The following is a 19401-nucleotide window of genomic DNA, read 5'->3' as shown; positions in this document are numbered from 1 at the left end:
TGGGGGGCGTCCCCTTGGCCAGTCTATCGGCGGCGGCCGACCAAATTGCCCGGTTGAGGGCTCCCGAGGCCAAGTTGTCCACATGTGCGTAGGTGCTGTGGACAACTTGGGGACAGGTGGTGGACAACCCCCGCGCAGCCCAGCGAAAGACCCTGTGAACAGCCTTTATGAGCTGAAGTGAGGTTCGCAAACAACGCCGGATACGCCTGCCAGGGGAAGCAGGGGCGAGCAGCTGTGGATAAAAGCAGTCAAGCGGGCGTGACCGCCGGCCGGCGGCTCGAACGGGCCGCTACCGCCGCCATGCCTGCCGTCAGCAGGTCTGCCACCGTGAACATCACCCGGGACGCCACCGCGAACGCCGTTGCCTGGCCGACCGTCAAACCGCTCGCCGTCAGCACCGCTACCTGGGCCACCTCGCGGACGCCCACTCCGCTCGGGAGGATGAACGCGAACGTGCCCACCGTCATCGCCACGGCCATCGCGCCCACGCACAGCACGAAACCGCTGAAACCGGGCGTGCCCACCGAGTTCGCCAGCAGCCACAGGTGGATTCCCTGCAAGCACCACGCCGCCGTCGAGGCGCCGAAGACCTTGCCCACGACCTTCCAGCCCAGCGGGTGGGCCAGCGGTGGGCGCCGGAGAATGCGCAGGACCAGGGATGTTCCCCACGTCAGGATCTTCGGGTGCAGCATCGCGAGGCCGACCGGGATCAGCACGAACAGCCACATCGCGCGCGGGCTGTTGCTGAACACCGCCGGGGCCGCCAAGAGCGAGACCACCAGGGCCGACACCACTCCGACGCCCAGCTGGATCAGCGAGCCCGTGAAGATGCGCGCCCGGGCCAGGCCCGCCTTGCGGCCCAGCTCCATCTGCAGCAGGTACGCCCAGACCGAACCCGGCACGTACTTGCCGAGCGAGCCGACCAGGCAGATCTGCGCTCCCCGGGCGTAGCCGATCGGCTTGCCCAGGTCGTCGACCATCACCTGCCAGCCCCAGGTCGACACCATGATCGCCGCGACCAGGGCCACCAGGCTCAGCAGGGACGACTGCCACGCCACGTCCCGCAGCGTGTGCCAGAACTCGCCCCAGTTCGAGGCCAGCTGCTTCGCCGCGAAGCCGATGACCAGCAGGATCGCGACCCACCTGACGACGTCGAGGATCTTCGCCTTGGCGGACTTCGGCTGCTTACCGGCAGCCGGCAAGTCCTCAACTGTCGTCATCGACCGTCTCCTCAGGCCTGCACCGTGACCAGGCGGCTGAATTCGTGGAGCAGATCGTAACCGTCCCAGACCGCGGAGAACGTCAGGGCGCTGCCGAACGGCACGATCCGGTCGACGCCACGGCCCGCCAGCTCGTGCGCGAACTCCGTCAGCTCCTCGGCCGAGAAGCCGAACTGGCTGACCGTCTGGTCCTTGCGCAGGACGATCGGCACCAGATCGGACAAAGAGGACACTCGGGCGTTCGCGAACGTGCCCGCGCCGAGCCACTCGCGCGGCAGGATCGCCGGGTCGGTCAGCTCCAGGGTGGCCAGGCCGTTGCCCGCGAACTCGATGCCGCGCACCAGGCCGTCAACCGCCGCGCCGTACGCCGACACGCGCTTCTGGACCGCCATCGCCGGCTCGGTGACGTGCTGTTTCGCCGCGAGCACCGACGACAGCAGCGTCCGGAACTCCTGCCCGGCCGCCGTCGCACCAGCGGCGTCGCCCACCCAGAACACCGCGCGCGGCGACGAGCAGGCGGCCTGGTCGAACCAGTACGAGTCGTTGTAGAAGCCCTCGGCGGCCGCGCGACGCTCTTCCGAGGACGCCCGCTGCCAGCCCGCCACCGAAGCGACGGCGAACGACGAGCGGTCCGGGAACGTCAGGTCACGCGCGTGCGGGGCCAGCGGGTACTTGCGCAGCGCGGCGACCGACCCGTCGCCGCCCCAGATGACGCGCAGGTCGGCGGCCAGCGACAAAGCGCCGCTCACCTCGTCGCTGCGGTCGTAGGTCACCATGCGCTGGGTCGCCCGGACGGCGTCCGCGACGGCGGCGTCCACTTCGGACAGTGCCGCGTTCAGTGCCTCCAGCACCGCTTCCGCGGCACCGGCTGAACGCGACGACACGCGCACGACGTTGTGGTTGCCCGCCAGCGCCGACAGCGCCCACGAATAGACGAAGATCGTGTCGACGTTCGCCGGCGGCACGTGGAACACCAGCCCGCGGGGGAACCGCAGCGCGCCACCGGTGGCGTCCAAAGTGGACAACGCCTTGGCGATCTCGCCCTTGCGCAGGAAGAACCCGAGCGACGCCAGCTCCGGGAACCGCCGGGCGGTGGCCGGCGCCAGCAGCTTGCGCGCGAACTTCGTGATGAACTCGACGATCCGCGGGTCGCCCACGCGCAGCCGGCCGCCCGGCGGGGCAGCCCGCAGCTCGTCGACCAGGTCGGTCACGGAAACAGCAGGAGCAGCGGGAAAACGCTGAGTCAGGGAAGTCACGCCGCCGCTCCCGAGAACGTGTCCGAGCAGCCGCGGGCCTCGGCCTTCGGCAGCCGGCCGAGCACGGAGAAGTGCTTGCCCGGCCAGTCGCCATCGTCGATGCCGTTGTAGACCCCCAGGTCTTCGGTCAGCAGCACGTGCCCCGGGTACGACGTCGGCAGCGTCGAGACGACCTCGATCACGCCGGGCTCGCCGACCGGCTGCTCCTCCCACGTCTCCGGGTTCCGGATCACGACGTCGGCGAAGTCCGGGCAGTACAGCGAGTTCCCGGACGGGCCTTCGAGGAACACCGTGCCGATCTGCTCGATCATCCCGTAGTAGTTGTGGATCCGGGTGAGCCCGGTGTCCTCTTTGAACCGCCGCCGGAACTCGGTGTTGTCGACCGCGCGGTCGATCAGCTTCTTCCAGCCGCCGCTGTGGATCAGGATGCCGTTCGACAGGTCGAGCCCGTTGTCCCGCGCGACCTCGTAGAGGTACAGCCACACCATGAACGTGAAGCCGAAGATCAGGAAGGGCTTGTCGCCGTACTCGGCCAGGAACTTCTTGACGGCCTCGACGTCCGGCTTGTCGTTCTCGTCGAGCACGTACGTGTGCTTGCGGCCGAAGTTCGCCATGCCCAGCACACCGGCGCCACGCGCGGAGAACGACCGGCGGTTCTTGATGATGCCGATCGTGTCGACCATCAGCATCGGCAGCCGCTCGCCGCCGAGAACTTCCTGCAGGGTCGCGCCCAGCTGCTTGGTCTGCGCGCCCGCCGACTCCTTGTCCAGGTAGATCCGCGACGCGCCGGCACCGGTCGTGCCGGACGACGTGAGGGTCTTGAACACCTCGCTGTCCGGCACCGACTTCAGGTCGTGCGTCTTGAACATCCGCACCGGCAGCCACGGCAGGTCCGCGATCGTGGCGAAGGACTCGGAAGGCGCGATGCCCAGCGACGACAGGATCCGGTCGTAGCCCTCGGAATTCGCCCGGTGGTGGGCCGTCAGCGAGGCGAGTTCGGGCAGCAGCAAGGCTTCCCGGTCAGCCTGCGACCGAGTGAACACGCTCATACCTTCGCCTCCAGTGACCGGTAGTCGATCTTGCCGCTGGCCAGCAGCGGCACGGTGTCGATCGGGCGGACGTCGAACCCGCTGGCGTGCAGGTGCAGCCGCTCGGACAGCGCCCGCGACGCGTCCTTGCAGATGTCCTTGTCGACACCCTCGGCGAACAGCACGACCTTGTCGCCGGCGGGCACCGCGGCCACCACGTCGATCCCGACCGCCGCCGTGCGCGCGGCCTGCTCGAGGTCGTCGAGGCTGACGCGGTTGCCGAACACCTTGCCGATGCGCTTGAGCCGCCCGGTGATGAACAGGTACCCCTCTTCGTCGAGGTACCCGAGGTCACCGGTGGCGAGCACGCCGCCGCATTCGTCGCCCTTGGCCAGGCCGGACTCGTCGTCCGCGTAACCCAGCATCACATTGGGCCCACGGTAGACGACCTCACCGACAATTTTGGGGTGCGTGGTCTCCGACCCGTCGTCCCGGCGGACCGCGAACTTGCCGCCCGGCAGCGCCGGCCCGGCGGAACCGAGCTTTTCGGCCAGTTTTTCGGCGGGCACCGTCGTCATCCGCGGCGCCGCCTCGGTCTGGCCGTACATGACGTACATCCGGCCGTCGACCGCGAGCATCTTCTCGTTGAACTCGGCGACCAGCTCGTCGCGCAGCTTCCCGCCGGCCTGCGTCAGCGTGCGCAGCGTCGGGTACTTCGCGGGGTCGAACTTGAGCCGCCGCAGCATTTCGTAGTGGTACGGGACACCCGAAAGCGACGTGACACCGTACGTCGTCACCGCGTCCCAGAACCCCCGCCCGAGCACGCCGGACGGCTCGATCACGATCGTCGCGTCGCGCACCAGGTGCGAGTTCAGCACCGAAAGGCCGTAGCTGTAGTGCAGGGGCAGGCAGGTCGGCGCGACCTCGTCGGCGTCGATGTGCAGCACCTGCGCGATGGCGTCGGCGTTCGACAGGATCGCCTGGCGCGACAGCCGGACGAGCTTCGGATTGCCGGTCGACCCGCTGGTCGGCAGCAGCACGGCCAGGTCGGGGTGCGGCGTGACACCCTCGGCGGAGTCTCGAACCCAGTCGGAGCCGCGAAGCGAATAACCCGCCGGAGCGTCACCCGAAGCCGACAGCACGGCCGCCGGGCGGAACCGCGCGACCAGCCCGGCCAGCACGTCCGCGTCCAGCGCGGGGTCGATCAGCGCGATCGCCCGGCCGGATTCGAACGCGCCCAGGTAGGTCAGCACGCTCGGCAGGTCGATCGACATCCGCGCGAAGACGACGCCGACGGGCAGCGCCGCCAGCTCGTCCACGCGCTCGCCGACCTCGGCCGACAGTTCCGCGCCCGCCAGCGTGCGGCCCCCGGCCACATCGACCAGCCGGGCTCCCGCACCCAACAGCGTCACAGCACCAAGCCTCCGTCGACGCCCAGCACCTGCCCGGTGATGAAGGACGCCTCATCACTCACCAGGAACCGGATCGCGTTCGCCACGTCTTCCGCCCGGCCCAGCCGCCCGAGCGGCGTCTTGCCGGTGTTCTCCGCCTTCGCGTCCTCGCTCAGGCCCGCGGTCAGGTCGGTCTCGATCACGCCCGGCGCGACCGCGTTGACGCGGATGCCGGACCGGCCGAGCTCCTTCGCCGCCGACTTCGCGATGTTCGCGACCGCCGCCTTCGAGGCCGCGTAGACCGTCTGACCGGCGCTTCCGTACTCGCCGACGATCGAGGCGAGCACCACGATCGCACCGGTCTTCTTGCGCATCATCGCCCGGGCCGCGGCCTGGACGGTGTGCAGCGTGCCGGCGACGTTCGTGCTCAGCGTCGTGTCGACGAGCTCCTCGCGGATCATCCCGAGGAGCGCGTCCTCCATGATCCCGGCGTTCGCGACGACGACGTCGAGCTTGCCGTGCTCCTTCGCGACCCCCCTGACCAGCGAAGACACCGCTTTCGCGTCGGTGACGTCGAGCGCGAGCCCCGCCGCGGCGCCGGCCGCCGAAGCAGCCTCCTTGGCGCGGGCCTCGTCGCGGCCGGTGAGCACCACCGTCGCGCCGGCTTCCACCAGAGCGCGCACGGTGGCCAGGCCGATCCCCCGCGTCCCGCCGGTGACGAGCGCGACGCGACCGGACAGATCAGTCATTCTTCGCCTGCAGCTCGGTCACCATGTCCACGGCGACCTTGAAGCTCGACATGTCGATGACCTGGTCGGTGTCGAACTCGACGTCGAACTCGTCCTCGATGGCCGCGACCAGCGCCATGTGGCCGACCGAGTCCCACGCCTCGATGTCGCGGTACTTCAGGTTCTCGACGTCCACGTCACCGTCGAGGTCCAGCGCCTCGACGAAGACCTCGCGCAGCTTGGGGGCGACAGACATTGCGTGACTCCTAGTGCTCGTCGCGCGGGCGGGCGTCCCACGCCTTTACCAAGGTAGAGAGGTCGCCGGGCAGGGTGACGTCCGGGAGACCTTCCTTGCCCTTCAGCCACGGCCCGAGCGCCTCGATCGTCTCCTCGTCCACACCGCGGCGGGACAGGCCCACGACGTTGACGCCGGTGACCCGGGCCGGGTTGCCGACGGCGATGGTGAACGCGCCGATCTCGCGCCGCACCGCCGAGCCCATCCCGATCATCGCGCCGGGGCCGATCACGACCTTCTGGTGCAGGATCGCGCCCATGCCGAGGTTCGCGCCGTCCCAGATGTGGCAATGGCCACCCGTGACGGCGTTCGAGGCGATCGTCACGCCGTCGCCGACCAGGCAGTCGTGGGCGATGTGGGAGTTGCGCAGGAAGTAGCCGTCGCTGCCGATCGTCGTGGTCCGCCAGGTCCCTTGGTGGACGCTCACGTACTCGCGGATCCGGTTGCGGCTGCCGATGACGACGCCGTGGCCGTCGTGATCCGGGTCACCCACCGGCGCGGTTTCCCAGGCGTCCGGGTGGGGGCGGCCGCGGTCTTCGCCGGGCGTGCCGATCGTCACGTGCGGGCCGATCCAGTTGCCGTCACCGATCCGGGCCGGCCCGACGATCACCGCGAACGGCCCGATCACGTTGTCGTCGCCGAGTTCGACGCCTTCACCGAGGACGGCGGTCGGGTGGATGCGGTTGGCCACGGGCGGGTATCCGTTCGTCGGCGGCTGGGTACTGGGCGTGCTACCGCGCCCGGTAACGTGTGGCCCGCGTTGATGCAGGGCGGCCGGGCGCAGAACCGGCGGCTCACTGTACCGGACGCGCCGAAATCGCCTGCCGAGAGAGACTGCCCATGATCCCCATCACCGTGGTCGACGTTCGCGACGCGGAGGACCTCGTCGTCGAGGTGCTGCGCTCCGGCGCCATCGCACAGGGACCGATGGTCAAGCGCTTCGAAGACGCCTTCGCGGCCGTCTCCGGGACGAAGCACGCGATCGCGGTCAACAACGGGACGACCGCGCTGGTCGCCGCCCTCCAGGTCCTCGACCTGAAGCCGGGTGACGAGGTCATCACCTCGCCGTTCACGTTCGTCGCGACGCTCAACGCGATCCTCGAGGCCGGCGCGACCGTCCGGTTCGCCGACATCCGGCGCGACGACTTCGCGATCGACCCCGACGCCGTGGCGAAGGCGGTGACGGACCGCACGAAGGTCCTCATGCCGGTGCACCTCTACGGCCAGACGGCGGACATGGGGAAGCTGGCCCCGCTCGCCGCCGAGCACGGCCTGAAGGTGATCGAGGACTCCGCGCAGGCCGTCGGCGCGTCGTTCGAGGGCAAGCAGGCCGGCTCGTTCGGCATCGGCTGCTTCTCGCTGTACGCGACGAAGAACATCACCACCGCCGAGGGCGGCGTCATCACGACGGACGACGACGCGCTGGCCGACAAGCTGCGCGTGCTGCGCAACCAGGGCATGCGCGCCCGCTACCAGTACGAGGTCGCCGGGCACAACTACCGGATGACCGACCTGCACGCCGCCGTCGGCATCCCGCAGCTGGCGAAGCTCGACCAGCTGACCGCGGCCCGCCAGGCGAACGCGAAGCGGCTGTCCGAAGGCCTGGCCGGCACGCCGGGCCTGGACGTCCCGCAGGTGCTGCCGGGCCGCGAGCACGTCTGGCACCAGTACACCGTGCTGGTCGGCCCGCACGCGTTCCTCTCGCGTGACGAGCTGGCCGCGGCGCTCACCGAGCGCGGCATCGGCAACGGCATCTACTACCCCAAGATCGTCTTCGACTACGAGTGCTACGCGGGTCACGACCTGATCCCGGGCGCGCGCGTCGAGGACTTCCCGGTCGCGAAGGCCGTTTCGGAGCAGGCGCTTTCGCTGCCGGTGCACCCGCACCTGACCGAGTCCGACCTGGACACCATCATCGAAACCGTTCGCGAGGTACTGGGCGCATGACGCATCGGATCGCTCTTGTCGGCACCGGGAACATGGGGTCGCTGCACGCCCGCGTGCTCGCCCAGAACGAGCGCGTCGACCTGGTGCGCGTGATCGATCCGCGCGAGGAAGCCGGCAAGGCGGTCGCCGACCGGTACGAAACCCAGTGGACGCCGGAGATCGGCGAACTGTCCGATGTGGACGCCGTCGTGCTCGCCTCGGCCACCGAGGTGCACTACGACCTGGCGCAGGAGATCTTCCGCCAGGGCAAGCCGATGCTGGTCGAAAAGCCGGTCTGCAACAGCTTCGAGAAGTCGCAGGAAATCGTTTCGCTGGCGGCGAAGAACGACATCCCGCTGATGTGCGGGCTGCTCGAGCGCTACAACCCGGCGGTGATGACCGCGCGGGCGCTGGTGAACGAGCCGGTGCACCTGATGGCCCGCCGCCACGGCCCGTACGCGCCGCGCATCAAGACGGGCGTCGCGTGGGACCTGCTGGTCCACGACGTCGACCTGGCGATCCAGTTCTTCGGCGGCGCGACGCCGGCGCGCGTGACGTCCGGTGCGGGGTACTTCCACCCGTCGTCGGTCGACGGCGCCGAGGACACCATCGAGACGGTGCTGTCGTTCCCGACCGGCCTGGCCACGGTTTCGGCGTCCCGCCTGGGCCAGAAGAAGGTCCGCTCGCTGGTGGTGTCGGAGCTGGACCGGCTGATCGAGATCGACCTGCTGCGCCGCGACGTCACGATCTACCGGCACGTGTCGCACGACTCCGTCACGCCGGACGGCCTCGGCTACCGCCAGCAGACGGTGATCGAGATCCCGGAGCTGGTCACCGCGCGCGAGCCGCTCGCGACGCAGCTGGACCGGTTCTGCGACCTGCTCGAGGGCAAGATCGACGCGGCCGCCGAGCGCGACCTGATCCTGCCGTCGCACCACGTCGTGGAGCAGGTGCTCACCCAGGCAGCCGCCTAGCTCACCGGGACCGGGAAGGCCGCCGGGCTCCGGCGGCCGCCCTGGCCCACCGCGCGGACGGCGAAGAAGACGTTGTCCTTGGACAGGTCGATCTTCGCCGTCAGCGCCGGGCCGACGTCGAGCGCGTGCGTCCAGTCCGGGGCCGTCGTCTCGCGCCACAGGACTTCGTAGCCCACCGCGCCCGGCGTCGCGTCCCACAGCAGTTCCGAGTCGTTCGTCAGGGCCGCCGTGCGGATCTTCACGCCCTTCGGCGTTCCCGGGGCCGTCGCCAGTGACCACAGGGCCGCGCCGTTCACCCGCGCCACCCGGGCGACGAACGGGAAGTCGCAGAACTCCGGCAGGTCGCCGTACTGGACGCCGTTCTCCACGCGGACGTCCTGGTGCTGGTGCGCGAAGTCCTCGGCGGGCTCGGTGAACCGCGCCGCCGGGTAGCCCTGCTCCAGGAAGCCGATGTGGTCGCCGCCGCGCAGGTAGCGGTCGCGGCGGTAGATCACCCGGACTGCCATCCCGGTCGCGTCGTTCTCCGCCACCGACTTCACGAACCGGGCCAGCTGCCGCGGCGGTGAGTCGTTCTCGCCGCCGATGCTGCGGCGCAGGTTCGCCTCGGCCGGCGTCTCGGCGGTCGGGACGCCTTCGGCGAACAGGCGGATCGTGAACGGGTCGCGCGTGCCGTCGTCGGCGCGGCTGGAGCCGACGATGTCGTCGGTGAACATCGCCTGGACGTCGGTGCCGGCCGCCTTGAACTGCTGCGCCATATACCGCGCGCCGTAGAGCCCCTGCTCCTCGCCCGCGACGGCGGCGAAGACGATCGTCGCGGCCGGCTGCCGCGTCGAGAGGACCCTCGCCAGCTCCAGCGCGACCGCGACCCCGGACGCGTCGTCGTCCGCGCCCGGCGCGTCGCCGGTGAAGTCCATGACGTCCGTGCGGCGCGAGTCGTAGTGCCCCGAAACGACGTACACGCGGCCGGGGTCGGTGGACCCGCGCAGCGTCGCGACGACGTTGGTGATCGTGGTCGGCACCGGGATCCGGTCGGCCGGGGGCTGGACGTACGACTGCAGCGCGACGGTCAGCCGGCCCCCGGACGCCGCGGCGATCTGCTGGTACTGCGCGAAGAGCCAGTCACGCGCGGCGCCGATGCCGCGCGCGGGGTCGTCCTGCGCCGACAGCGTGTGCCGCGTGCCGAACGCGGCCAGCCGGCGCACGGTCGCTTCGATCCGCCGCTCGTCGACCTGCCGCAGCAGCGCGCGCAAGTCGGGGCCGGGACGCTGGGGGCGGACGGGGACGCCGGGCCCGCGGTCGCCGAGCTCGGCGGCGCCGGCGGGGACTCCGATCGTGGACGCCGCCACGGCCGCGGCCGACGCGGTGAGGAACGCTCGTCTGGAGGTCACGGTTGGGTTCTTACGCCCGCGCGGTGCCGCCGGGTACCGCCTACTTGGTGAGCCGCTTGCCGGCCGCGTCGTAGGCGATCAGCGGGGTCAGGACCGCGGAGTTCGGCACGGCGACGGGGTCGAACCAGAACACGACCACGTTCGGGTCCGCGGTCCACCTCGCCAGGCTGGCCTCGACGGTCTTGCCGTGCACCGTGGTCGTGATCCGCGCCGCCTGGCCGGCGAAGTAGCCGAACACCGGGATCACCTCGTTGCCCGACAGCTCGCCGCCGTCGGTGGCGTGGAAGCCGAACGACCGGTCGGAGCCGCGGTACTCGTTCGTCATCAGCACCGACTGCAGTGTTTCGCCGGAGCGGAACCCGGCCACCAGGCCGAAGTGGATGTCCGGCAGTTCCGGCAGGGCGACCGCCCGCGCGAAGAAGACGATCTCGCCGCGGCCGGTCCGGATCCCCGTCCCGATCACGTCCCCCATCGGCTGCTCCGCGGGCAGCGCGGCGGTGGTCGACTCGGCCGGGACCGGCGCAGGCGGCTGCGCGACCGGCGCGGGCGCGGGCTGACGCAGCTGGACGGCGAAGACGAACACCAGCACGACGGCGGCCGAGGCGGCGATCCCGGCCGCGCCGGTCAGCACGCGGCGACGGCGCCGGATGCGCGTGCCACCGGCCATGATGGCGGCGAGGTCCGGCTCGGCGAAGGGCTCGTCGGGCGGCTGCCGGAGAGCGGCGCGGAAGTCGTCGAGGTCGTTCATCGCCCGCTCCCTCCGATCAGCGTGTCCTCGCCGGCCTCGACCCGCAGCTTGGCCAGCGCCCGCGAGTTCGTGCTCTTCACGGTACCGAGGGAAACGCCGAGCTCACGGGCCACGTCGGCCTCGGGCAGGTCGAAGAAGTGGCGCAGCACGACGACAGCGCGTTCGCGGTCGGTCAGCGTCCGCAGCACCGCGGTGAGCCAGGCCCGCTGGGTGACGGCCTTGTCGACGTCGTGGCGGTCCGGCCGGTCGGGCATCGCCTCGGTGGCGTACTCGCGGATCGGGCGCCGCCAGCCGTCGATGACGTGGTTGACCAGGACGGTCCGGGCGTAGCCGTAGGCGTCCTTGTGGCGGACCCGCGCCCAGGCGGCGTAGGTGCGGGTGAAGGCGGTCTGGGCGGCGTCTTCGGCCTGGTGGCGGTCACCTGTGAGCAGGTAGGCGGCGTGGGTGAGCCTCGCCGACGACGCGCGGACGAAGTCCGCGAACTCGTCGTCGCCGCGCGCCATGGGTCACCTCGTTCCGTCCTCTCCCAGCGACGGCCGGGCCGCGGAAAGGTTGCCTCCTGATCTTCCGAGGCTACGCCGAACGTTGTGTAATCGATATCTCGCGCTCGGTCACGAAGGACTAGATTGTGCTGCGTGCGCCTCCGTGCGCGTGGACTTCGCCGCCGGGTGATCGGGCGGTCCCACGACGGCGGCGCCGGCGGCCGACGCCGGCGCTGCCGTCATCCACGTCAGGGCCGCCGGGCGGCGAGAGCGTTCAGGTCGATGGTGAGCGACGTTCCGGCGAACTGCAGCTCGGCGACACCGGAGAACTCGCCGAAGTTCTCGTAGTCGTTGTCGATCAGCCGGTAGGTGATCATGCTGATCGGCGAGTCGAGGTCGACGATCCAGTAGTGCTCGATCCCGGCTTCGGCGTACTCGGAGAACTTCATGACCTGATCGGTGCGCCTGGTGCCGTCGGAGAGCACCTCGACCACCAGCCGGACATCACCGGCGTCGAGCCGCGGCGGATTGGTTTGCACCAGGGAACTGGGCGCAACCAACACATCGGGCACGCGGATCGTCAGCGGAACCCGGGCAACAATCAGTTCGACCTGCTGCAAGGCACTGCATTCGGTCGGCGGCCTGTCATCAAGCCAATTCGTCAGCCTGTTCACTGCGAGCTGGTGCAAAGCCGCCCGCCGCGGCCCGGGGATCGGTTCGCCCGCGACGACTTCGACCAAGCGATCCGTTTCTTCGGGCAGCGCGGCCCACTCGTCGAGAGTCACCATCGCTACTCCGAGAAGTCGCCGGAGGGCGCGCCCCAGCCGGTGGCGTCACCGCCGCGTTGCTCCGCGATCTCGCGGCGGCGGGCGTTCTCCGCCCGGACCCGGTCCACTTCGGACTGGATGTACTCCTCGTCGTACCGCTGGAAAACCCGCGCCGGATTACCCGCGACCAACGTCCGCGGCGGAACGTCCTTCGCCACCACCGAGTTCGGCTGCACCGTCGCGAAGTCGCCGATCGTCACGCCCGCCATGATCACCACCAGGCCGCCGATGAAGCAGCCCTTGCCGATCTTCACCGGCTTGCGCTCGATCAAATCGCTGCCCGAATGGTTCTGCAGCGTCATGTTCGCGAGCCAGCTCGAGTGCGTGAAGATCAGCGTGTTCAGCCCGATGCTGGTGTGCTCGCCGATCTCGAGCCCGCCGCTCGCGTCGAGCGCCGCTCCCTCGCCCACCCAGCAGTGGTCGCCCATCTTCAGGTTCTCGGGGCTGATGATCTTCACGCGCTCGCGCACACGGCATGTCGAAGGCAGCCCGTAGAACTGGGCGCGCTCGGCGTCGTTCATGTACTGCGAAACGAGCTCGGTCAGGATCTGCGGGCGCAGCCGGTGGCTGCGCTCGTCATCGAAGAACATCGGCTTCCGACACCAGCTTCTCAAAGGTACGAAGGTGTTCTTCCGCCACGACGTCGAGGCCGAAGTTCGACCGCACCATCTCGCTCTCGCGCTGCGCGATCAGGGCGCGGCGGTCCGGGTCGTCGAGCAGCTCGATCACCGTGCGCGCCACGGCTTCCGAGTCGTCGGGGCGCACCAGCAGCACGTTCTCGCCGTTGCGCAGCTCGATGCCCGGGTAGTTGTCCTCGGTCACCGACGCGATCGTCGCCGTCCCGGACAGCATCGCCTCCAGGGACGCCGTGCCGCAGCCGCCGTTGAGGTCGTGCGTGACGATGTCCGCCGCGGCGAAGTACGCCGGGACGTCCGCCTTCGGCACCGCGCCCGTCACCACCAGCGCGTCCGAGACGCCCAGTTCGGCCGCCCGCTTCAGGAACGCGTCGTGGTACACGCGGCCGACGACGACCACCCGGACGCCGGGGTGCTTGTCCAAAATGGACGGCAGCGCCTCGATCAGCGGCAGCCGGTTGCGCAGCGGGATGACGTGCCCGAGCGAGACGATCAGCGGCGCGTCGCCGATTTCGTGCTCCGCGCGGACGTCCTTCGTCACCGGCTTCGCGAAGTGCCCGGTGTCGACCGCGATCGGGAAGTATTCCGAGTTCGCGTCGCTGGTGCCGTAGCGCTCGACGCAGTAGTCGACGCCCAGCTTGTCGAGGATTACGTACCGCGGCCGGATGTACCGCAGCACCGGCTTCACGAGCACCGCGTCGAGCAGCCGGAACACGCCGCCGTACAGCTTGTTGTCGCTGATCAGCAGCGTGTGGATGGTCAGCAGCGTCGGCACGCCGTGGCGCCGCGCCCAGATCCCGGCCAGCCACGACAGGTCGAAGAACTGGCCGTGCAGGTGGATCGCGTCCGGCTTGAACTCGTCCAGGAGCTTCCACAGCCGCCGCCAGTTGCCCGGCCGCAGCGACGCGAAGCTCATGTCGAAGTCGATCGACAGGCCGACCTGCGGCATCTTCACCGCGGGGAGGCGCACGACGCGGTACCCGTCGCGCTCCTCCTCGGCCGGGGCGTCGGCGTAGGCGGCCGTGATGGCCAGGACCTCGTGCCCGGCCTCGACGAACTGCGCCGCCAGCGACGCCGACATGTGCGCGCTCCCGCCCACGCGGGGCGGGAAGAAGTTGTTCACCACCGCGATGCGCATCGCACGTCCTCGGGCCGGCCCCGCGGTGGCGTTCACTCGGATTCCTTGACCAGTTCCCGCATGCCGTCCTCGACGGTGATCCGCGGCTCCCAGCCGAGCACCTCGCGGGCGCGGGTGATGTCGGCGGCACGCCGCGAAACCAGCACGTCACGCTCGTTGAACAGCGGCTCGACGTCGACGCCGACGGCCTCGATGAGGATCTTCGCCAGCGCGGCGATCGACGTGTCGATGCCGGTGCCGATGTTGATCGGCACGTTCGCCGACTCCGACTCCAGCGCCGCGACGACGGCCCGCGCGAGGTCGGTGACGTGCACGAAGTCCATCGACTGGTCGCCGCGGCCGTCGATGATCGGCGGCTGGCCGGCGCGCAGGCGCTGGATGAAGTGGTTGATGACCGACGTGTAGTACGCCTCGATCTTCTGACCCGGGCCGTACACGTTGAAGAACCGCAACGCGTTCCAGGACAGGCCCTTCTGGCGCTCGTAGAAGCCCAGCAGGTCCTCGCCCGCGCGCTTGGAGATGCAGTACGGCGTGAGCGGCTTGAGCTCGTCGTCCTCGTGCATCGGCAGCCGCTTCGGGTCGCCGTAGACCGACGCGGTCGAGGCGAACACCAGGCGCTCGACGCCTTCGTCCGCGGCCGCGGCGAAGACGTTGTGGTTGCCGATCATGTTGATGTCGATCGACTCGTGCGGGTCGGCGATCGACTTGTTGATCGACACCGTCGCGAAGTGGATGACGTGCGTGCAGCCGCGCATGGCCTCGCGGACCGCGCCGCCGTAGCGGACGTCCTTCTCGACCAGCTCGACCTGGCCGGTGGCGACGAACTCGTTGACGCGCGCGCGGTCGCCGCGGGTCATGTTGTCGAAGATCCGGACCGTGTAGCCACCCTCGATCAGCAGCGGGATGACGTGCGCGGCGATGAACCCACCGCCCCCGGTGAAGAGCACCTTCTTGTCGGACACCAATTTCTCCTCGGTAGGGGCTTCAGGACAGGGACTGCACGGCTTCGCGCACGACCTCGCCGACGCGGGTGACCTCGGCGTCGGTGAGGTTGGCGTGCATGGGGATCGCGAGCTGGCGCGCGAACGCGTCGGCCGAGACGGGCAGCGGCGCCTGGGGACCGTAGATCGGCTGCAGGTGCGAGGCGTAGGTGCCGAAGTTGCACTGGACGCCCGTCTCGCGGATGCGCAGGGCGAGCGTGTCGCGGCTGACCTCGGGCGCGACCGTGAGCAGGTAGGCCTGCCACGGGTGCTCCCGATCGGACAGTTCCACCGGGACGGTCAGCGCGTCGATGTCTTCGAAGGCCTCGTGGTAGCGCTTCGCGACCGACCGGCGGGCGGCGAGGAGGTCCGGCAGCCGGTCGAGCTGGACGTTCATGATCGCGGCCTGCACGTCCGACATGCGGAAGTTGTAGCCGAGCTCGTGGAACTCCGGGATCGGCAGCGCGTTCGAGCCTTCGCGGCTGATCGCCGGTTCGATGCCGTAGGTGTGCAGCTTGCGGGCGTGCGCGATGAGGTCTTCCCGGTCGGAGACCAGCGCGCCGCCCTCGCCCGCGGTGATGCCCTTGCGGCCGTGGAAGGAGAACGCGGCGAGGTCGGCGAGGCTGCCGGCCGGGCGCGTCTTGTACGTCGCGCCGGCGGCGCACGCGGCGTCCTCGAACAGCCAGAGGCCGTGCTTGTCCGCGATCGCGCGGTACTCGTCGAAGTCACCGGGCTGGCCGGCGACGTCGACCGCGAGGATGCCCACCGTCTTCGGCGTGATCAGGGACTCGACGTGTGCCGGGTCGGCGCTGAAGACGTCCGGGCGGATGTCGGCGAACACCGGGGTCGCGCCGGCCTGCACGACGGCGTGACCGGTGGCGGGGAACGTGTAGTCGCCGACGATGACCTCGTCACCCGGCTGGACGCCGAGGACTTTGAGGCCGAGGAAGAGCGCCGAGCCGCAGTTCGCGGTCGTCAGCGCGTGCGCGGTGCCGGTGACCTGCGCGAACCGCTCTTCGAAGCGGCGGCACGCCGGTCCGGCACCGGCCAGCCAGCCGGATCGGAAGACCTCCGCGACGGCGGCGAGTTCCTCTTCGCCCACGGTCGGCTGACCTAGGGCAATGCTGTCGGTCGACATACCTCTCCCATTGCGTGGGGACCCGGCGAAGTGTATAGACGCTCACTCAGGTGATTCACAGCCCCACGCCGAAGACCACTTTCGAGTGACAACTTCCCCAGGTCGGCAGCCGTCTTAAGCTGTGCGCATGCGATTCGGGGTGCTGGGGGCGGTCGCCGCGTGGGGTGAAGACGGCACGCAGGTGGCGGTGGGCGGCCCGCGGTCGCGGACGCTGCTGGCGCTGCTCGCCCTGGAGGCCGGCCGGTTCGTCCCGGCGGAGCGGCTGATCGACGGCATGTACGGCGAACACCCACCGGACGGCGCGGCGAACGCCCTGCAGTCACAGGTCTCCCGGCTGCGGACGGCGTTGAAGGACCTGGCGCCGGTGGAGTTCACCGCGGCGGGCTACCGGCTGGTCGTCGAACCGGACGAAGTGGACGTACATGCTTTCGAACGCCTTGCGCGCGAAGGCCGGACGCTGCTGAAGAACGGCGAGCACGCCCGAGCGGCGACTGTCCTCAGTGAAGCGATGGCGTTGTGGCGCGGGGCGGCGTTCACCGACCTGACCGACGCGCCCTTCGCCGCCGCTCAGGCCGCCCGGCTCGACGAGCTGCGGGCCGACGCCGCGGACGACCACGTCGAGGCCCGGCTGGCGTTGGGACGCGCGGAGGACGTCCTCGGCGAGCTGCGGGAGACTATCGCCGCGCATCCGCTCCGGGAACGGCCGCGGTCACAGCTCGTCCGGGCACTGACCGCCGCCGGACGGCCGGCCGACGCGCTGGCCGCGTTCGAGGACGCCCGCCGCACGCTCGCCGACGAGCTGGGCGCCGACCCTGGTCCAGACCTCGCCGAGGCCCACCTCGCCGTGCTGCGCGGCGAGACCGAGAAGCCGGCGATCCCGGCGTTGCCCGCGCAGCTGACGAGCTTCGTCGGCCGCGACGGCGAGCTGCGGCAGGTCGCGGACCTGCTGGGCCGCAGCCGGCTCGTGACGCTGACCGGACCGGGCGGCACGGGCAAGACGCGGCTGGCTGTCGAAGCCGCCGCCGCGGAGACCGGGCCGGTCGCGTTCGTGGAACTCGCCGCGCACAGTGGCGACGGCGTCGCCGGCGCGGTCCTGGCCGCGCTGGGCCTGCGCGAAAGCTCGCGCGGTGGCCCGCAGGACCCCGCCGACCGGCTGATCTCGGCGCTGCGCGACCGCTCGGCGCTGCTCGTGCTCGACAACTGCGAACACGTCGTCGACGTCGCCGCCCGGCTGGCCGGCCGGTTGCTCGCCGGGTGCCCGGGACTGCGGGTGCTGGCCACCAGCCGCGAGCCGCTCGGCATCACCGGCGAGCAGCTGGCGCCGGTGCCGCGGCTGGCCGTCCCACCGCCGGGCACGCCCGCCGCGGAGGCCTTGGCGTACCCGTCCGTCCGGCTGTTCGCCGACCGCGCGGCGGCGAGCGACCCCGCGTTCGTCCTCGACGAAGCCACCATCGGCGACGTCCAGCACCTCTGCGCGGCCCTCGACGGCCTGCCGCTGGCGCTGGAGCTGGCCGCGGCCCGCGTCCGGAGCCTGGCCCTCGGCGAGATCGCGGCCCGGCTCGACGACCGGTTCCACCTGCTCGGCCGCGGCAGCCGGACGGCCGAGGCGCGCCACCGCTCGCTGCGCGGGGTCGTCGAGTGGAGCTGGGACCTCCTCGGCGACGACGAACGCGAGCTGGCCCGGCGCCTGGCGGTGTTCCCCGGCGGGGCGACGTTCGCCGCGGCGGCGGAGGTCTGCGGCGCCGACGACGGGCTGGTGCTCGAACTGGCCGACAAGTCGCTGGTCGAGGCCGCCGGCGGCCGGTTCCGGATGCTGGAGACGATCCGCGCGTTCGGCGCCGAGAAGCTCGCCGAAGCGGGCGAGACCGAGGCGGTCCACCGCGCGCACGCCGAGTTCTTCCTGCGGTTCGCCGAAGAAGCCGACCCGATGCTGCGGACCGCGGCCCAGCTGGAGTGGCTCGACCGGATCGACGCCGAGTACGAGAACCTGCTGGCCGCCCTGCGCTGGGCGACCGAGCACGACGTCGTGCTCGCGCTGCGGCTGGTCCCGCACCTGGCGATGTACTGGTGGATGCGCGGACGGCGGTTCGAGGGTGCCGTGCTGTCGCTGGCCGTCGTCTCGTGCTGCCCTCCCGAACTGCAGGAGCAGTACGCCGAGGAGTTCCTGGTGTGCGTGCTCGGCGCGTTGTCCGGGCATCCGGACGAGTCGCTGGAGCAGTACCTCCCGCTGGTCCGCCGGTACGTGCGGGACGACTCCTGGCGGCCCCACCACCCCATGACGGTCATGCTGCTGGGTGTGGTGGGCGGGCCACCGGGCGATGTCGGGCTGACGAGCCGCGGCGAAGGTCTGCTGGCGGCCGGCGACGCCTGGGGCTGGGCGCTGCTGCCGATGGGGATGGGCCTGGGCGCGATGATGACCGGCGACCTCGCCACGGCCGAGGAGGGCCTGCGCGAGGGCGCGGCCCAGTTCCGCGCCCTGGGCGAGCGGTGGGGCCTGTCGATGGCGCTCGATCACCTGTCGCAGCTGCTGACCTGGCGGGGCGAGCACGACGCCGCGCTGCCGCTGATGGACGAGGCACTGGGCCTGATGCGGGCGATCGGCGCGATGGACGACGTCGCGGACCTGATCTGCCGCCGCGCCCGCACCCGGTTGCTGGCCGGCGACGCGGCGGGTGCCCGCGCCGACTACGAGCTGGCGGCGGCCACGGCGCGGCGGTCGGGCATGCCCGAGTCGCGCGCGGCGGCGTTCGCCGGCCTGGCCACGCTGGCCCGGCTGTCGCGTGATCTGCCGGCGGCCCGGGAACTCTGCGAGCGCGCACTGGCCGAGTGCCGGGGCGGCTCGTTCTCGGCCGAGACGGCACGGGCTTCGGTGCTGATCGCCCTGGGCTGGCTGGCCTTGGCCGAAGGCCACCCGGCCGACGCGGCCGCCCTGCACCGGGAGGCACTGCTGGCCGGCCACCGCTGGCACGCGGGCGACGTGGTGGCGTTCGCGCTGGAAGGCCTGGCCGGGGTGGCCCGGCCGGAATCCGCGGCAACCCTGCTGGGAGCGGCGGCCGGCGTCCGCGGAACGGCGATCAGCGGCGACCCGGACGTGTCGTCGGTGCGGGCCCGGGTCGTCGAGTCGCTGGGCGCGGAGGGTTTCGAGCGGGCGTACGGAACCGGGCTGGGGATGAGTGCCCAGAAGGCCCTCAGCACGGCCGGACTGACCGGCTCACCAGGCCCTTCCCCGCTCGCGTAGCCTGGTCGA

18 protein-coding genes are annotated in these 19401 nt (G+C 70.9%); 3 read left to right on the top strand and 15 right to left on the bottom strand.

The annotated features are described in order from the left end of the window. Positions 1-248: 248 nt before the first annotated feature. The 7 genes from BLV96_RS22835 to BLV96_RS22805 are packed head-to-tail and all read right to left on the bottom strand — an operon-like array spanning position 249 to position 6609. On the bottom strand, positions 249-1220 hold the full coding sequence (locus BLV96_RS22835; RefSeq protein WP_086677318.1) for a lysylphosphatidylglycerol synthase transmembrane domain-containing protein: 972 nt from the start codon (positions 1218-1220) through the stop codon (positions 249-251). 11 nt (positions 1221-1231) lie between these two features. Then, positions 1232-2476, bottom strand: coding sequence for an acyl-CoA reductase (locus tag BLV96_RS22830; protein WP_086677316.1), 1245 nt, complete (start codon positions 2474-2476; stop codon positions 1232-1234). Beyond that, positions 2473-3525 carry a LuxE/PaaK family acyltransferase gene (locus tag BLV96_RS22825; protein ID WP_091389469.1) on the bottom strand — a complete coding sequence of 351 codons (1053 nt, stop codon included), beginning with the start codon at positions 3523-3525 and terminating at the stop codon, positions 2473-2475. Before BLV96_RS22825 ends, BLV96_RS22830 begins: the two co-directional genes overlap by 4 nt. Then, complete coding sequence (locus BLV96_RS22820) at positions 3522-4916, bottom strand: AMP-binding protein (protein ID WP_086675566.1); 1395 nt, start codon at positions 4914-4916, stop codon at positions 3522-3524. The genes BLV96_RS22825 and BLV96_RS22820 overlap by 4 nt, the downstream gene beginning before the upstream one ends. Further along, on the bottom strand, positions 4913-5644 hold the full coding sequence (locus BLV96_RS22815; RefSeq protein WP_086675567.1) for an SDR family NAD(P)-dependent oxidoreductase: 732 nt from the start codon (positions 5642-5644) through the stop codon (positions 4913-4915). The genes BLV96_RS22820 and BLV96_RS22815 overlap by 4 nt, the downstream gene beginning before the upstream one ends. Then, positions 5637-5879 (bottom strand): acyl carrier protein, encoded by a 243-nt coding sequence (locus tag BLV96_RS22810; RefSeq protein WP_086675568.1) that lies wholly within the window; start codon positions 5877-5879, stop codon positions 5637-5639. Before BLV96_RS22810 ends, BLV96_RS22815 begins: the two co-directional genes overlap by 8 nt. Positions 5880-5889: 10 nt before the next feature. Further along, positions 5890-6609 (bottom strand): acyl-ACP--UDP-N-acetylglucosamine O-acyltransferase family protein, encoded by a 720-nt coding sequence (locus BLV96_RS22805; RefSeq protein WP_086675569.1) that lies wholly within the window; start codon positions 6607-6609, stop codon positions 5890-5892. 149 nt (positions 6610-6758) lie between these two features. On the opposite strand from BLV96_RS22805, the gene BLV96_RS22800 reads away from it, so the two are divergent. After that, positions 6759-7865, top strand: coding sequence for a DegT/DnrJ/EryC1/StrS family aminotransferase (locus BLV96_RS22800; RefSeq protein ID WP_086675570.1), 1107 nt, complete (start codon positions 6759-6761; stop codon positions 7863-7865). Next, the gene (locus BLV96_RS22795; protein ID WP_086675571.1) at positions 7862-8818 is read left to right on the top strand and encodes a Gfo/Idh/MocA family protein; all 957 of its coding nucleotides are present in this window, start codon (positions 7862-7864) and stop codon (positions 8816-8818) included. Before BLV96_RS22800 ends, BLV96_RS22795 begins: the two co-directional genes overlap by 4 nt. Here the strand turns inward: BLV96_RS22795 and BLV96_RS22790 are convergent. The 8 genes from BLV96_RS22790 to BLV96_RS22755 form a co-directional block, all read right to left on the bottom strand. After that, positions 8815-10206 (bottom strand): M20/M25/M40 family metallo-hydrolase, encoded by a 1392-nt coding sequence (locus BLV96_RS22790; RefSeq protein WP_086675572.1) that lies wholly within the window; start codon positions 10204-10206, stop codon positions 8815-8817. The genes BLV96_RS22795 and BLV96_RS22790 overlap by 4 nt on opposite strands. Before the next feature lie 40 nt (positions 10207-10246). Beyond that, a complete protein-coding gene (locus BLV96_RS22785) occupies positions 10247-10954 on the bottom strand; it encodes a hypothetical protein (RefSeq protein WP_086675573.1) in 708 nt (235 codons plus the stop codon). Next, positions 10951-11457 carry a SigE family RNA polymerase sigma factor gene (locus tag BLV96_RS22780; RefSeq protein ID WP_086675574.1) on the bottom strand — a complete coding sequence of 169 codons (507 nt, stop codon included), beginning with the start codon at positions 11455-11457 and terminating at the stop codon, positions 10951-10953. Before BLV96_RS22780 ends, BLV96_RS22785 begins: the two co-directional genes overlap by 4 nt. Before the next feature lie 227 nt (positions 11458-11684). Continuing rightward, a complete protein-coding gene (locus tag BLV96_RS22775; protein WP_086675575.1) occupies positions 11685-12224 on the bottom strand; it encodes a Uma2 family endonuclease in 540 nt (179 codons plus the stop codon). A gap of 2 nt (positions 12225-12226) precedes the next feature. Continuing rightward, entirely contained in the window at positions 12227-12853 is a 627-nt protein-coding gene (locus BLV96_RS22770; protein ID WP_086675576.1) for an acyltransferase, read from the bottom strand. Continuing rightward, entirely contained in the window at positions 12840-14036 is a 1197-nt protein-coding gene (locus tag BLV96_RS22765; protein WP_086675577.1) for a glycosyltransferase family 4 protein, read from the bottom strand. The genes BLV96_RS22770 and BLV96_RS22765 overlap by 14 nt, the downstream gene beginning before the upstream one ends. A gap of 32 nt (positions 14037-14068) precedes the next feature. Beyond that, on the bottom strand, positions 14069-14998 hold the full coding sequence (locus BLV96_RS22760; protein ID WP_086675578.1) for an NAD-dependent epimerase/dehydratase family protein: 930 nt from the start codon (positions 14996-14998) through the stop codon (positions 14069-14071). A 22-nt stretch (positions 14999-15020) separates the two neighbouring features. After that, positions 15021-16154 (bottom strand): DegT/DnrJ/EryC1/StrS family aminotransferase, encoded by a 1134-nt coding sequence (locus BLV96_RS22755; protein WP_143051016.1) that lies wholly within the window; start codon positions 16152-16154, stop codon positions 15021-15023. 127 nt (positions 16155-16281) lie between these two features. Between BLV96_RS22755 and BLV96_RS22750 the strand changes: the two genes are divergently transcribed. Continuing rightward, positions 16282-19392 (top strand): AfsR/SARP family transcriptional regulator, encoded by a 3111-nt coding sequence (locus BLV96_RS22750; RefSeq protein WP_086675580.1) that lies wholly within the window; start codon positions 16282-16284, stop codon positions 19390-19392. Positions 19393-19401 lie beyond the last annotated feature (9 nt).

The organism is Amycolatopsis pretoriensis, from assembly GCF_900107925.1.
Classification (GTDB): Bacteria; Actinomycetota; Actinomycetes; order Mycobacteriales; family Pseudonocardiaceae; genus Amycolatopsis; species Amycolatopsis pretoriensis.
This window is presented reverse-complemented; position numbering and strand designations above follow the sequence as displayed.

What these genes read in the sequence shown, in the direction of transcription:
- BLV96_RS22835 (WP_086677318.1), bottom strand. Translation starts at nt 1,220, where the DNA reads ATGACGACAGTTGAGGACTTGCCGGCTGCCGGTAAGCAGCCGAAGTCC.
- BLV96_RS22825 (WP_091389469.1), bottom strand. Translation starts at nt 3,525, where the DNA reads ATGAGCGTGTTCACTCGGTCGCAGGCTGACCGGGAAGCCTTGCTGCTG.
- BLV96_RS22815 (WP_086675567.1), bottom strand. Translation starts at nt 5,644, where the DNA reads ATGACTGATCTGTCCGGTCGCGTCGCGCTCGTCACCGGCGGGACGCGG.
- BLV96_RS22810 (WP_086675568.1), bottom strand. Translation starts at nt 5,879, where the DNA reads ATGTCTGTCGCCCCCAAGCTGCGCGAGGTCTTCGTCGAGGCGCTGGAC.
- BLV96_RS22800 (WP_086675570.1), top strand. Translation starts at nt 6,759, where the DNA reads ATGATCCCCATCACCGTGGTCGACGTTCGCGACGCGGAGGACCTCGTC.
- BLV96_RS22795 (WP_086675571.1), top strand. Translation starts at nt 7,862, where the DNA reads ATGACGCATCGGATCGCTCTTGTCGGCACCGGGAACATGGGGTCGCTG.
- BLV96_RS22785 (WP_086675573.1), bottom strand. Translation starts at nt 10,954, where the DNA reads ATGAACGACCTCGACGACTTCCGCGCCGCTCTCCGGCAGCCGCCCGAC.
- BLV96_RS22780 (WP_086675574.1), bottom strand. Translation starts at nt 11,457, where the DNA reads ATGGCGCGCGGCGACGACGAGTTCGCGGACTTCGTCCGCGCGTCGTCG.
- BLV96_RS22775 (WP_086675575.1), bottom strand. Translation starts at nt 12,224, where the DNA reads ATGGTGACTCTCGACGAGTGGGCCGCGCTGCCCGAAGAAACGGATCGC.
- BLV96_RS22770 (WP_086675576.1), bottom strand. Translation starts at nt 12,853, where the DNA reads ATGTTCTTCGATGACGAGCGCAGCCACCGGCTGCGCCCGCAGATCCTG.
- BLV96_RS22765 (WP_086675577.1), bottom strand. Translation starts at nt 14,036, where the DNA reads ATGCGCATCGCGGTGGTGAACAACTTCTTCCCGCCCCGCGTGGGCGGG.
- BLV96_RS22755 (WP_143051016.1), bottom strand. Translation starts at nt 16,154, where the DNA reads ATGTCGACCGACAGCATTGCCCTAGGTCAGCCGACCGTGGGCGAAGAG.
- BLV96_RS22750 (WP_086675580.1), top strand. Translation starts at nt 16,282, where the DNA reads ATGCGATTCGGGGTGCTGGGGGCGGTCGCCGCGTGGGGTGAAGACGGC.